The organism is Qipengyuania zhejiangensis, from assembly GCF_035607565.1.
Classification (GTDB): domain Bacteria; phylum Pseudomonadota; class Alphaproteobacteria; order Sphingomonadales; family Sphingomonadaceae; genus Qipengyuania; species Qipengyuania zhejiangensis.
Genome location: NZ_JAYKGO010000003.1, coordinates 821,115 through 833,923, shown reverse-complemented (window position 1 = coordinate 833,923; position 12,809 = coordinate 821,115). Strand labels below are relative to the sequence as shown.

The window sequence follows — 12,809 nt, the reverse complement described above, 5'->3', positions numbered from 1 at the left end:
ATGCCAAAAGCCGCCACCGATGGGTCGCCGGTTGCGGCCTTCACAACGTCTCTAAGGGGAATAGGACTTGCTGTCACTACTGGCCGCATCGGGCGCTTCGGACCCGATCTACTGGGAAAACCTCGGTCTTCGACCCTACCTGTTCGAGATCGGCAGCTTTCAGCTTCGATTCTATTCGCTGGCCTATCTGCTCGGCATTCTGCTGGGTTACTGGCACCTGTCGAAGATGATCAAGGCACCCGGCAGCCCGATGGCGCAGCGCCATGCCGACGACCTGTTCTTCTATTGCACGCTGGGCATCATTTTGGGCGGACGGCTGGGCTACGCGGCGTTCTACAAGCCGGAACTGTTCGGCGGGATGGACCTGTTCAAGCTGTGGGAAGGCGGAATGAGCTTTCACGGCGGGGTGATCGGCGTGCTGGTTGCGATCAGCTGGGTCGCATGGCGTGGCGGGCTGAACTGGCTGCGCGTGTGCGATTACATTTCGGTCAACGTGCCGCTTGCCTACATGCTTGGCCGCTTCGCCAACTTCATCAACGGCGAACTTTACGGCCGCGCGGTGGAAAGCGACCTGCCGTTCGCGATGATTTTCCCGACCGATCCGGAACAGCTCGCGCGGCATCCCAGCCAGCTTTACCAGGCGGGTCTCGAAGGCCTGATGCTGGGCTTGCTCGTGATCGGCCTGTTCTGGAAAACGCGCGCACGATACCGGCCCGGACTGCTGGTCGGCATCTTCACGCTCGGCATGGGCGTGGGACGGTTCGTCAACGAATTCTTCCGCGAACCCGATTCCCAGCTTGCGGAATTCGCCCGCGAAACCGGCTTGTCGATGGGCCAGTGGCTTAGCCTGCCGATGGTTGCCGTCGGCCTGGCGGTCATCGCCTATTCGCTGATCCGCCCATCCATCGGCGGCGCGGGAGCAGCCAAGCCGCGGGCCGCATGACCGGGGGGCAGGACACGCCCCTTGCGGCCAGTTTTCGCCGCCTGATCCAGCGCCACGGGCCAATGCCCGTGGCGCGATACATGGGGGAAAGCAACGCGCGCTACTACACCACGCGCGATCCCCTGGGGGCAGCCGGCGATTTCACGACTGCGCCCGAAATCAGCCAGATGTTCGGCGAAATGGTCGGGTTGTGGCTGGCCGATATCTGGGTGCGCGCGGGCCGGCCGCCCGATGCCATCTATGTCGAACTGGGGCCGGGCCGGGGCACCTTGGCCAGGGATGCGTTGCGGGCGATGGCCAGCCAGGGTTTGCGGCCCGATGTGCACCTCGTCGAAGGATCGCAGGCCCTGCGCGAAGTCCAGGCAGGGGTCCTGGGCGCAGCCCAGTTCCACGACGGCATCGACACCTTGCCCGATGACCGGCCGATCCTTCTGGCGGCCAACGAATTTCTCGACGCATTGCCCATCCGGCAGCTGGTTCTGACTGAAAAGGGGTGGCGCGAGCGCATGGTCGCGCTGGGCGAAGACGAACGGTTCCTGTTCGCTGCTGGCCCCAGTCCGATGGACGATGCCGTTCCCGATCGTCCACGGGCCACCGATATCGGCACAGTGCTCGAAACCTGTCCCGCCGCAGCCGCGATGATCGAAGCGTTGTCGAACCGGCTCGACGTACAGGGCGGCGCGGCGCTGTTCATCGATTATGGCCATCTGGCACCGCGCACCGGCTCGACCCTTCAGGCGGTGCGGGCCCACGCCAAGGTCGGTATCTTCGATGCGCCGGGGGAAATGGACCTTACCGCGCATGTCGATTTTCCCACCTTGAGCGAAATTGCTGCGCGGTCCGGGCTTGCCACGGCAACCACCACGCAAGGCGCATGGCTGACGGCGATGGGGGTGGTATTGCGCGCGCAGGCGCTCAGCGCGCGTTCACCTGAACGGGCACAGGATATTGCCGCAGCGCACGACCGGCTGGTGGGAGACGACGCCATGGGTGATCTGTTCAAATGCATGGCGCTGACCCCGCGCGATTGGCCGCGCGGTGCAGGGTTCCCCGAAGGTCCACGCAGGAAGGAAACCGCATGAAAAAGGTTCTCGCACTCGCCGCTGCGATGATGGTGTCGCAGCCGCTGGCCGCGGCCGAGCCGGTGCAGGGGCGCTGGGTCACGGCGGAAAAGGATGCCGTGATCACGATTGCGCCATGCGGGGCCAAGCTGTGTGGACGCATCGCCGAATTCCTTGTCCCGCCGCCGCAAGGGCTGGACCAGCGCGACGTCAACAACCGCGATCCGGCCAAGCGGATGCGCAAGTTGCTGGGTATGCCTGTGTTGACGGGTTTCACACAGGACAGTGACCAGTGGCGCGGGGAAATCTACGATCCGAAAAGCGGCAAGACCTACCGTTCCATCCTTCGCCGCAAGGGGTCGAACGTGCTGGAAGTGAAAGGCTGCATCGGGCCGTTCTGCCAGACGCAGGTCTGGCGCAAGGCCGGTTAGAGACCGGCGCGTTCGGCCAACATCCGCGCTGCTTCGTCGAACCCGGATTTGTTTTCCTCGCGGTCGACCGCAAGGTTCGCCTCGCGCATGGCCTCGACATCGATTGCCCCGATAAGCGGCGTCAGCGCAGCGACCAGATCGGCATTCCTCCCCGTGTCCGGGCTCAGCAGGACAATAGCATCGTAATTGGGGAACGCACGGCGCGGATCGGCAAGTATGGTGAGATCGTCTGCCGCGATCCGCCCGTCGGACGTGTAGGCGCCGATCACGTCGGCTTCCCCCGATTTCAGCGCGTTGTACATGAACGTCGGCGAAAAATTCCGCGTCTCCGCAAACCGCAGGCCATAGGCTTCGCGAACGGCGATCCATTCGGGCCGTTCGAAAAATTCGGGGTCCCCGCCAATCGTCAGGCGGGATGAAACGGGCGCAAGATCATCGATGTTTTCGATAAGGCCTTCGCGCGCCGCTGTGGCGGGCATCGCCAGCCCATAGGCGTTTTCAAACCCCAACCTGCCCAGCACGCGCGCGCCGCTTGTGGCCTCTTCCCACTTCGCGATCTGGTCCAGCATGGTGTCGCGATCGGGATTGTCGGTGCGCTTCATCTGGTTGGTCCAGATCGTACCCGTGTAATCCACCAGGATATCGATTGCCCCGGTGGTGACGGCCTGATGCGCGACGGCCGACCCCAGCCCGTCGCGATAATCGACGGCAAATCCGGCCTGCTCCAGCCGTTGGCCGATCAGGCGGGCGAGGATGTACTGTTCCGAGAACCCCTTGGCGCCGATCACGACGCGGCGATCCTGTCCCCCGCCGAACTGCACGAACAGCGCCGCCGCAACACCCAGCAGGACAATGGCCAACCCGCCCAGCGACAGCGTGCGGTTGCGCGTTGCCAGCCCCCGTTCGATCGTTCCCAGCAGCGCATCGGCAACCATGGCCAAGCCCGCGCTGGCAAAGCACCCGGAAAGCACCAGAACCCAGTTCTGGGTCTGCAATCCTGCAAAAATCGGATCGCCCAGGCTCTTTTGGCCGATGGTCGTCGCCAGTGTGGCGGCGCCGATCGTCCACACCGCAGCGGTGCGGATTCCGGCCATGATGTAGGGTGCCGAAAGCGGCGCTTCGACCAGTCTCAGGCGCTGCCAGAAACCCATGCCCACGCCATGCGCCGCCTCGATCACGCCAGGGTCGAGATTGGCCTGCGCCGTGACCGCGTTCCGCAGGATCGGCAGCAGGGCATAAAGGGTCAGCGCCAGAAGCGCGGGCAGGAACCCCAGTGTCGGCAGACCTTCACCGAAGACGGCACGAAGGCTCAGCAGGATCGGGAAAAACAGCGCCAGCAACGCAAGCGCCGGGATTGTCTGGACCAGACTGGCAAAGCCCAGCGCGGCGCGGGATACGGCAGGCGACCGGCTGGCCCAGATCGCCAGCGGCAAGGCCAGGGCAACGCCTAACGCGATGGCCGATGCCGACAGCAGCACATGCGCGGCAAGCTGGCCGCCCAGTCCCTGCAAGGTGTCCCACAGCCCGTTCACCGTGAAAGCTCCGCCAGCCGGTCTGCTTGCGAACGGGGCACGGCGACAAGGCCCTGGGCGATTTCGCCGCCCTTGCCGGCCAGCAGATCGCGCGGCGTTTCGTCGGCCACGATGCGTCCGCCATCCATCACCAGCACACGCGTGGCCAGCAACAGCGCCTCGGCCATGTCATGGGTGACCATGACCGTCGTAAGGCCCAGTTCGATGTGCAATTGGCGCACGCTTTCCCCCAGCGCATCGCGTGTCACGGGGTCGAGCGCGCCGAACGGTTCGTCCATCAGCAACAGATGCGGATCGCCGGCCAGCGCGCGCGCAACGCCCACTCGCTGGCGTTGACCGCCGGACAGGGCATCGGGCAACCGCGTGGCCATTCCTGGTTCCAGATCGACCAGTTCGAGAAGCTGCGCGATGCGCGACGGGGGCAGCTTTTCCCCAGCCAGACGCGGCCCGATGGCGATGTTTTCCGCCACCGTCATGTGCGGGAACAGGCCGATGGACTGGAACACGTATCCCACGCGCCGGCGCAGGGCCGGCAGCGGCAGTTCGGCAACGTCGTCCCCTTCGAAAAGAACTGCGCCGCTATCGGGCTCCACCAGGCGGTTGACGGTTTTCAGCAGCGTCGATTTGCCCGACCCGGATGCCCCGACCAGCGCCACGAATTCGCCGGGCGCAATGGCCAGCGACACGTCGATAACCGCATCGATCCTGTCGTAACGCTTGGAAATTTCGCGAAATTCAAGCTGCGGAATTGCGGGATCGATCACTCCGACGCGCCGTCTCCTTCGTCGGCGGGCGCGTAGTCGATCTGCTCCAGCTCGATCCGGTGGCCGTCCGCAGCGGTTGCGGTCATGACCTTTCCGCGCATCTGACCGGGCAACCAGCAGCGTTCGACGCCGCCTTCGTCTTCGGGTGTGAAGCACAGCAGCTTTTCGCCCGGGTTTTGACCGAACGTCCACGTTCCCTGCTGATAGGGATCGCCGTTGCGAAGGTCGCGGTACGTGCCGGCATCATCAAGATAGGTGGTGTAACGCGCCCCATCATCGCCGGTTGTTCGCCAGGCGGTTGCGGCGAAGATTTCCGGCACCTGCCCATTGGGCGTTGCCTGCTGTGTCGGCGCAGGGGTCGGCTCGCTTTCGGCCGGGGCGTCTTCGGCGGGTTGCGCGCAGGCGGCAACCAGCATGGCGAGGCAGACGGCGGCGGTGGGCAGGGTTCGCTTGGTCGATTTCATCGCAAGACCATAGCAGCCGCGCCGCCATACGCGAGCCCCGCGAAACATCCGCTTTCAGTCGGTGATGCGGGCAGCCGGGAAGGAGATGTCGATCTCGATCCCTTCATCGGTGAACTTGCGCCCGAATTTGCCGCCAAGCTGGCCTTCGATGGCCATCCTGAGGAGGCGCGAGCCAAAACCTTCATGCGATTCCTGATCGCTTGTGCGGCGCACGACCGTATCTTCGTGCCACGTCACGCAAATGCGATCGTCCCCTTCGCAAGGGGATGCGATCTCGACGGTGACGCGGCCATCGTTGCTGCCAAGAGCGCCGTATTTGGCGGAATTGGTCGCCAGTTCATGGAAGATGAGCGCCAGCGGCGTGGCCGCCCTTATGCCAATCGGAATGTCGTCGCCGCGAATGGTGATGCGCCCCTGGGTGCCGTCGTCATACGGTGCCAGCAGGTCGCGCATCAGGCCCTGCAGGCATTCGCTGGAATTACGGCCTTCCATCGGGCGGACATAATCGTGCGCGGTGCCCAGCGCGCGGATGGCGGCGCCCAGCTCCTTCGCGAAATCGGCGACTTCCGCCTTGCCGCGCGAACGGATCGCCACAAGCCCGGAAATCACCGCAAAAATGTTCTTGATACGGTGCGACAGTTCCTTGGCCAGAAGGTCGTTTGCTTCGCGCTGTGTGTGTTCCCTGTCGTTATCGATCAGGGTTCCGACCCAGCGCAGGCCTTCGCCATCGGTTTCCACCGGGACGACGCTGGCCTGCATCCATCGCCAGTCGCCAGTCGCGGTCTGCACCCGGAACTCCCCTTCGTAGGGTTGCTTGCCAACGACGCTCTCGAGGAACTTTTCCTTCGCCTTGGCGAAATCTTCCGGGTGCACGAAGCTTGCCCATTCATCGAGCGTCCTGGGAGATTCCGCACCGGTCACTTCGTGCCAGCGTGCGTTGAAATAGTCGAAATTGAGATCCCCATCGGCGGACCATGCGATGCCGGGCACCGAATCGAGAACCTGTTGCACACGCTTCTGCGCCTGCGTCTGCGCCGCAATCGTGTTGGCGTGCTGGCGCTGGGACGACAGCCTGCGCATGACCGCCTGCGCCAGCACCGCGAGCGTCTCGTGCTGAAGCGGGTTCAGTCCTTCGGGCCGGGCAGTCGGGGATATGACGCACAGCGATCCGATCGGCGCGCCTTCTGCGGTAATGAGCGGGTACCCGGCATAAAACCGGATGTGCGGCGCGCCGGTAACCAGGGGGTTGTCCGCGAACCGCGCGTCCTTCGTGGCGTCGGGAATGACCAGCGCTTCGCTGCCCAGCATCGCGTGGGCGCAGAAACTGGTCGGGCGGGGTGTTTCAAGCGCGTCCAGCCCCAGGCGGGCGAGGAAGAACTGCCGATCGCGTTCGACGATGGAAACAAGGGCTATCGGTGTATCGCAGGCCTTGGCGGCGAGCGATACGATGGCCGCAAGCTCGGTGTCGTCGACAAGCGTGTCTGCACCATGCGCAGCGAGCACCGAAAGACGTTCGTCTTCGCCGCAGAATGCCTTCGCGGGTTCATCCCCGCGTGGCCAAAGATCGTTAGTTTTGCGATACATCTTAGTCGTTCGCGAATTATAGCGCCCCAACCGGCGCTTGACAAAACAATTGCGTAAAGACGCCATCGGACGCCTTATCGGTTTGCCCCGAAGCCCCCCCTCGGCTATCGGCGCGCGCACCGGTTTCATCGCGAACGCACGAGGAGAGAGCATGCGCGCGACCCCTGATTTCGATTTCCAGCTTGGCGAAAGCGCCGAAATGATCCGCGAAAGCGTTGGCCGGTTTGCCGACGAACAGATCGAACCGCTGGCCGAGCGGGTCGACCGCGACGACTGGTTCCCGCGTGACGAATTGTGGGCCGCGATGGGCGAACTGGGCCTGCACGGCATGACCGTTCCCGAGGCCGATGGCGGGTTGGGCCTCGGCTATCTCGAACACGTGATCGCGGTCGAGGAGGTCAGCCGCGCAAGCGCGAGCATCGGCCTGTCCTATGGCGCGCACTCGAACCTGTGCGTCAACCAGATCGCGCGCTGGGCGAACGACGAACAGCGTGCGAAATATCTGCCAAAGCTGATATCGGGCGAGCATGTCGGCAGCCTTGCGATGAGCGAAGCGAGCGCCGGGTCCGACGTAGTCTCGATGAAGCTCAGGGCCGAGAAGGTCGATGGCGGATATGTGCTCAACGGAACGAAGTTCTGGATCACGAACGCCCCCTACGCCGATGTGCTGGTGGTCTATGCCAAGACGGGCGAGGGATCGCGCGGCATCACGACATTCCTGATCGAGAAGGGCTTCGAAGGGTTTTCCATCGGTCAGAAGATCGACAAGATGGGGATGCGCGGCAGCCCGACGTCGGAACTGGTGTTCGACGATTGCTTTGTGCCCGAAGAAAACGTGATGGGCCCCGAAAACGGCGGCGTTGGCGTGTTGATGAGCGGGCTGGATTACGAACGCGTGGTCCTGTCGGGTTTGCAGCTCGGGATCATGCAGGCCTGCCTCGACGTGGTGATCCCCTACCTTCGCGAACGCACGCAGTTCGGCAAGCCGATCGGCAGTTTCCAGCTGATGCAGGCCAAGGTGGCGGACATGTATGTCGCGCTGCAATCGGCGCGTGCCTACACCTATGCCGTGGCCAAGGCCTGCGACGCCGGGCAGACGACGCGTTTCGACGCGGCAGGCGTGATCCTGCTGGCCAGCGAGAACGCGTTCCGCGTGGCCGCCGAAAGCGTTCAGGCGCTGGGCGGCGCGGGCTACACCAAGGACTGGCCGGTCGAACGCTATTTGCGCGATGCCAAGCTGCTCGACATCGGGGCCGGGACGAACGAGATACGCCGGATGCTGATCGGGCGTGAACTGATCGGGGCGGCGGGGTAATTCGGCCCGGGGGAGAGGGACCAATGACCAGACTTCTGACAATGTTCGCCGTGCTGGCCGCCGCGCTGGCCAGCATTCCGGCGTCAGCCCGGGTCGAGACGATCATGGTCTACAGCGCCTCGATCGACGGAAACCTCGAGGGCAACGACGCGACCCGCAAGGTTCACGTCGTGCTGCCGGACGGTTATGACCGTGATCCGGATGCCCGGTATCCGGTCGTCTATTTCCTGCATGGATACACCGCGACGGCCGACCGATATCTCGACATTCTCGCCCCGCAAGAGGCGTTGGCATCGGTCGAGGGTGCCGGCATGATCGTGGTCATTCCCGACAGCTATACGAAACGCGGCGGCAGCTTTTATGCGTCAGGTCCGACCGTGGGCAATTTCGAGGCCTTCATCGCGGACGAGCTGGTGGCCGCTATCGACGGACAATTCCGCACGATTGCGGATCGGGCAAGCCGCGGGATCGCAGGCCATTCGATGGGCGGATACGGGGCGCTGCGGATCGGCATGAAGCACGCCGACACGTTCTCCTCCATCTACCCCATGGCCCCGTGCTGCACCCAGCCCCGCACCGCCCGCGATGGCGATGCGAAGTACGAAACGATGGACCCCGATACGCTGACCGCCGAGCAGTTCTTCGATTTCGGATATTTTGCCTACGCGGCCGCATTTTCCCCCAACCCCGACAAGCCGCCCTACTTCCTCGATCTGGGAACGGACGGCGGCCAGCCGGTGACCTTGACCGAGGCCCGCTGGGCCGCGAACGCGCCCGCGGCGATGATCGCGCAATACAGCGCGAACCTGAAAAGCCTGGAAGCGATCGCCATGGACGTTGGCGATCAGGACTTCCTTCTGGAAGAGGTGAAAGCCATGCACCGGCAGCTGGAAAATTTCGGCGTCGAGCACGAGTTCATGCTCTTCGGAGGCGACCATAACAACCGCGTGAGGGAGCGTTTTCGAAGCAAGCTGCTGCCCTTCTTCGCCAAGCATCTGGACAGTGAGGCCAAGTGACCGCACCCGCTCTTACTTCGAAACTCGACCGCGAAGCGCCTGACGCGAAAGCACGGTTCGATCACAACAAGGCCCTGGCCGACGATCTGCGCGCCAAGGTGGCGGAAGCCGCGCTGGGCGGGCCGGAGAAGCATCGCGAACGCCACGTCAGCCGCGGCAAGCTGCTGCCGCGCGACCGGGTGGAGCGGCTGCTCGATCCGGGTTCGCCGTTCCTCGAAGTGGGCCAGCTTGCGGCGAACGGCATGTACGAAGGCGATGTCAGTGGCGCGTCGATGATCTGCGGGATCGGGCGCGTCAGTGGCCGCCAGTGCATGATCGTCGCCAACGATCCGACCGTGAAGGGCGGATCCTATTACCCGATGACGGTCAAGAAGCACCTGCGCGCGCAAGAGATCGCCCAGGAAAACCGCCTTCCGTGTATCTACCTCGTCGACAGCGGGGGCGCGAACCTTCCCTATCAGGCCGACGTGTTCCCCGATCGCGACCACTTCGGGCGGATATTCTTCAACCAGGCGAACATGAGTGCGCTCGGCATTCCGCAGATCGCCTGCGTCATGGGCAGTTGTACCGCGGGCGGCGCTTATGTCCCGGCCATGTCGGACGAAACCGTGATCGTGCGCGAACAGGGCACGATCTTCCTTGCCGGACCGCCCTTGGTCAAGGCCGCGACGGGCGAGGAAATCAGCGCCGAAGATCTGGGCGGCGGCGATCTGCATGCACGAAAATCCGGCGTGGTCGACCATCTGGCCGAAAACGACGAACACGCGCTGACCATCGTGCGCGACATCGTCAGCCATCTTGGGGCCAACCACGCGGCGGCCACGGACATCAGCTTGCGCGAACCGCGCCCGCCAAGGTTCGATGCCGACGATCTCTATGCGCTGGTGCCTGATGACGTGCGCGCGCCCTACGACGTTCACGAGGTGATCGCCCGGATCGTCGACGGCAGCGAGTTCCACGAATTCAAGCAGCATTACGGCAGCACGCTGGTCTGCGGTTTCGCGCACATCTGGGGCATGCCGGTGGCGATCCTTGCCAACAATGGCGTGCTATTTTCCGAAAGCGCGCAAAAGGGCGCGCATTTCATCGAGCTTGCCTGCCAGCGCCGCATACCGCTGCTGTTCCTGCAGAACATCTCCGGCTTCATGGTCGGCGGCAAATACGAAGCGGAAGGGATCGCCAAACACGGCGCGAAGCTGGTGACGGCGGTTGCCACGGCATCCGTGCCCAAGGTCACCGTGGTAATCGGCGGCAGTTTCGGAGCGGGCAATTACGGCATGTGCGGGCGCGCCTACAGCCCGCGGTTCCTGTTCACCTGGCCCAATGCGCGCATCAGCGTAATGGGCGGCGAACAGGCGGCGTCGGTGCTGGCCACGGTCCACCGCGATGCCGATAGCTGGACGCCCGAACAGGCGGAAGAATTCAAGGCCCCCATCCGCCAGAAATACGAGGACGAGGGCAATCCCTATTACGCCACCGCCCGCCTGTGGGACGATGGCGTGATCGACCCGGTCCAGACCCGCGACGTACTGGGCCTTGCCTTCGCTGCGACGCTGGAGGCACCGATAGCCGACCGGCCGCAGTTCGGCGTGTTCAGGATGTAATGGCCGTTTCGCCATCGAAACTGTGGCTGGCGGCCTTGCTGGCGGCCATCGTCCTGCATAATCTGGAAGAAGCGATCGCCCTGGCGGCAATGCCCCAGGCGCCCGCGATTGCCGCGCAGGCTCTCGGGCTGGACGTGGCCGTTCCGCCGGTTTCGCGGATCTATGCGGGCCTTGCCCTTTTCACGCTTTTCCCGATGGCGGTCCTATGGCGCGCCATGCGGCATCCCACCCAGCGCCTGACGTTTCTGGCCTGCATGATAGCGGCGATGGCGGCCGTAAATGCGCTGGTCCCTCACATCGCGGCAACCGCCATACTGGGACAATACATGCCGGGGTCGATCACGGCGGCGTTCGTCTCGCTGCCGGTTGCAGCCGGCTTCCTGATTACGGCCCTGCGCAAAGGCTGGGCCGCGCTGCACGTCTGGTTGGCCGCCATCGCGGTCGGCCTGGCGATCCTTCCGCTGGTGCTGCTCGGCTTCTGGGCGCTTGCGCGGCTGGTTGCGGAACTGGCGCGATGATCGAGCGACCCCGACATTGCGCCTCTCGCATTCTGCCGAACTTGTGTTAGGCAAGCGCGTGGGAGAGAACATGTCGCAAGATCAGCGCCGCAAGCGTTCGGTCCTGTCGCGCATCGTGCGGCGGATCATCATATGGGTCTATCATGCCAAGGGCTGGACGCTCGATGGCGGTTTGCCCGACATTCCCAAATTCGTCATCGCCGGCGCGCCGCATTCGTCGAACTGGGATTTCGTGTTCTTCACCGGCGCCACTGCCGAAGAGGGGGTGGAGCCGAACTTCATGGGCAAGCACACGCTGTTCAAGGGTATCATGAAGAACTTCATGTACGACATGGGCGGCATCCCGATCGACCGCACGAAGCGGGCCAATTACGTGGAACAGGTGGCGGATGAATTCGCCCGCCGCGACAAGCTGGCGCTGGTCATCGCCGCCGAAGGCACGCGCACCACCGATGGCAGCTGGAAATCGGGCTTCTACCACATCGCGCGGGCGGCCAACGTGCCCATCGTGCCGGCATGGGTGTGCAACGAACGCAACATCCTGGGTTTCGGCCCGCCGATCATGCCAACCGATAATTACGGCGAAACGCTGCTCGAAATTGCCCGTTTCATGCGCTCCAAATTGCCGGAATACGGACGGTACAAGGTCCTCGAGGAACAGGCGCTGCGCCTTGTCGCAGTAGGGGGGAAAGAACAATGATCCTGGAAGCCATGATTGCCAACGCCGCCATCCTGCTGGGTACGGCGCTGATCCTGTGGGCGGTTGCCGTGCAGATCGACGACGTGTCGTTCATCGACAGTTTCTGGGGCTTCGGCATGGCGCTGATGGCGTTCACCAGCTGGATGCAGGTTGCATCGCCCGGGCCGCTGGCCACCCTGCTGATGGCGATGACGGTAATCTGGGGCCTGCGCCTGTCCATCTATCTGCTGCTGCGCTGGCGCCGCGAAGGCGAAGACAAGCGCTACGAACGGATGCTGAGGAAGGATCGCGAGAAGGGACGGTTCGCGCTCGCCGCGTTGACCAAGGTATTTCTCGGACAGGCTGTGCTGCTGTTCATCGTCTGCAGTCCCGCGCAATACGGCATTCTTGAAGCGGCAACGCAAGAACCGGTCAGCGGGCTCGCCCTTGTTGGCGTGGCCGTGTGGCTAGTGGGGATCGGCTTCGAATGGATCGGGGACTGGCAGCTGTCACGGTTCAAGTCGGACCCGGCCAACAAGGGGCAGGTCATGGACCAGGGCCTGTGGCGGTACACCCGGCACCCCAATTATTTTGGCGATGCGTGCGCCTGGTGGGGTATATGGATCGCGTCCGCTTCGGCTGGCTGGTGGGTGGCGGCGGCCACGGTGGTGGGGCCCTTGTTCCTCACGTTCACGCTGATGAAGTGGTCGGGAGCCGCCCTCCTGGAAAAGGGGATGAGCAAGACCCGGCCCGGCTACGAGGAATACAAGCGGCGCACATCGGCATTCGTGCCACGGCCACCGAAAAAGGCCGGTTGAACGCAAAAAGCTGGCGGTAACGGGTTTAAACCGGGCCGCGCCTTGTCTAGATTGTCTGTTGCCTAATGGAATGGACGGGG

13 protein-coding genes are annotated in these 12,809 nt (G+C 63.9%); 9 read left to right on the top strand and 4 right to left on the bottom strand.

The features are described 5' to 3' along the window. The first annotated feature begins 67 nt into the window (after positions 1–67). The 3 genes from lgt to VR863_RS11750 are packed head-to-tail and all read left to right on the top strand — an operon-like array spanning position 68 to position 2,435. Positions 68–943: a prolipoprotein diacylglyceryl transferase gene (lgt, locus tag VR863_RS11760; RefSeq protein ID WP_324828653.1), complete on the top strand. Its 876-nt coding sequence runs from the start codon at positions 68–70 to the stop codon at positions 941–943. Next, entirely contained in the window at positions 940–2,025 is a 1,086-nt protein-coding gene (locus tag VR863_RS11755; RefSeq protein WP_324828652.1) for a class I SAM-dependent methyltransferase, read from the top strand. The genes lgt and VR863_RS11755 overlap by 4 nt, the downstream gene beginning before the upstream one ends. Further along, positions 2,022–2,435 carry a DUF2147 domain-containing protein gene (locus tag VR863_RS11750; protein ID WP_324828651.1) on the top strand — a complete coding sequence of 138 codons (414 nt, stop codon included), beginning with the start codon at positions 2,022–2,024 and terminating at the stop codon, positions 2,433–2,435. Before VR863_RS11755 ends, VR863_RS11750 begins: the two co-directional genes overlap by 4 nt. Here VR863_RS11750 and VR863_RS11745 read toward each other — a convergent pair. Genes VR863_RS11745 through VR863_RS11730 form a run of 4 tightly spaced genes read right to left on the bottom strand, consistent with a single transcriptional unit; the run spans position 2,432 to position 6,779 of the window. Beyond that, complete coding sequence (locus VR863_RS11745; RefSeq protein WP_324828650.1) at positions 2,432–3,967, bottom strand: ABC transporter permease/substrate-binding protein; 1,536 nt, start codon at positions 3,965–3,967, stop codon at positions 2,432–2,434. The two genes, VR863_RS11750 and VR863_RS11745, sit on opposite strands and share 4 nt — an antisense overlap. Further along, complete coding sequence (locus VR863_RS11740; protein ID WP_324829272.1) at positions 3,964–4,728, bottom strand: ATP-binding cassette domain-containing protein; 765 nt, start codon at positions 4,726–4,728, stop codon at positions 3,964–3,966. The genes VR863_RS11745 and VR863_RS11740 overlap by 4 nt, the downstream gene beginning before the upstream one ends. Next, positions 4,728–5,195, bottom strand: coding sequence for a hypothetical protein (locus VR863_RS11735; protein ID WP_324828649.1), 468 nt, complete (start codon positions 5,193–5,195; stop codon positions 4,728–4,730). Before VR863_RS11735 ends, VR863_RS11740 begins: the two co-directional genes overlap by 1 nt. 54 nt (positions 5,196–5,249) lie before the next feature. Then, on the bottom strand, positions 5,250–6,779 hold the full coding sequence (locus VR863_RS11730; protein WP_324828648.1) for a sensor histidine kinase: 1,530 nt from the start codon (positions 6,777–6,779) through the stop codon (positions 5,250–5,252). Positions 6,780–6,930: 151 nt separating this feature from the next. Between VR863_RS11730 and VR863_RS11725 the strand changes: the two genes are divergently transcribed. The 6 genes from VR863_RS11725 to VR863_RS11700 all read left to right on the top strand — a co-directional run bounded on the left by VR863_RS11725 (position 6,931) and on the right by VR863_RS11700 (position 12,729). Beyond that, complete coding sequence (locus tag VR863_RS11725; RefSeq protein ID WP_324828647.1) at positions 6,931–8,094, top strand: isovaleryl-CoA dehydrogenase; 1,164 nt, start codon at positions 6,931–6,933, stop codon at positions 8,092–8,094. A 23-nt stretch (positions 8,095–8,117) separates the two neighbouring features. Continuing rightward, positions 8,118–9,110, top strand: a complete 993-nt coding sequence (locus VR863_RS11720) for an alpha/beta hydrolase (RefSeq protein ID WP_324828646.1) — start codon at positions 8,118–8,120, stop codon at positions 9,108–9,110. After that, complete coding sequence (locus VR863_RS11715) at positions 9,107–10,714, top strand: carboxyl transferase domain-containing protein (RefSeq protein ID WP_324828645.1); 1,608 nt, start codon at positions 9,107–9,109, stop codon at positions 10,712–10,714. Before VR863_RS11720 ends, VR863_RS11715 begins: the two co-directional genes overlap by 4 nt. Further along, positions 10,714–11,232 (top strand): HXXEE domain-containing protein, encoded by a 519-nt coding sequence (locus VR863_RS11710; RefSeq protein ID WP_324828644.1) that lies wholly within the window; start codon positions 10,714–10,716, stop codon positions 11,230–11,232. The genes VR863_RS11715 and VR863_RS11710 overlap by 1 nt, the downstream gene beginning before the upstream one ends. 70 nt (positions 11,233–11,302) lie before the next feature. Further along, positions 11,303–11,932, top strand: coding sequence for a 1-acyl-sn-glycerol-3-phosphate acyltransferase (locus tag VR863_RS11705; RefSeq protein WP_324828643.1), 630 nt, complete (start codon positions 11,303–11,305; stop codon positions 11,930–11,932). After that, a complete protein-coding gene (locus VR863_RS11700; RefSeq protein ID WP_324828642.1) occupies positions 11,929–12,729 on the top strand; it encodes a DUF1295 domain-containing protein in 801 nt (266 codons plus the stop codon). Before VR863_RS11705 ends, VR863_RS11700 begins: the two co-directional genes overlap by 4 nt. Positions 12,730–12,809 lie beyond the last annotated feature (80 nt).

What these genes read in the sequence shown, in the direction of transcription:
- VR863_RS11720 (WP_324828646.1), top strand. Translation starts at nt 8,118, where the DNA reads ATGACCAGACTTCTGACAATGTTCGCCGTGCTGGCCGCCGCGCTGGCC.
- VR863_RS11755 (WP_324828652.1), top strand. Translation starts at nt 940, where the DNA reads ATGACCGGGGGGCAGGACACGCCCCTTGCGGCCAGTTTTCGCCGCCTG.
- VR863_RS11700 (WP_324828642.1), top strand. Translation starts at nt 11,929, where the DNA reads ATGATCCTGGAAGCCATGATTGCCAACGCCGCCATCCTGCTGGGTACG.
- VR863_RS11750 (WP_324828651.1), top strand. Translation starts at nt 2,022, where the DNA reads ATGAAAAAGGTTCTCGCACTCGCCGCTGCGATGATGGTGTCGCAGCCG.
- VR863_RS11705 (WP_324828643.1), top strand. Translation starts at nt 11,303, where the DNA reads ATGTCGCAAGATCAGCGCCGCAAGCGTTCGGTCCTGTCGCGCATCGTG.
- VR863_RS11725 (WP_324828647.1), top strand. Translation starts at nt 6,931, where the DNA reads ATGCGCGCGACCCCTGATTTCGATTTCCAGCTTGGCGAAAGCGCCGAA.
- VR863_RS11730 (WP_324828648.1), bottom strand. Translation starts at nt 6,779, where the DNA reads ATGTATCGCAAAACTAACGATCTTTGGCCACGCGGGGATGAACCCGCG.
- VR863_RS11735 (WP_324828649.1), bottom strand. Translation starts at nt 5,195, where the DNA reads ATGAAATCGACCAAGCGAACCCTGCCCACCGCCGCCGTCTGCCTCGCC.
- VR863_RS11710 (WP_324828644.1), top strand. Translation starts at nt 10,714, where the DNA reads ATGGCCGTTTCGCCATCGAAACTGTGGCTGGCGGCCTTGCTGGCGGCC.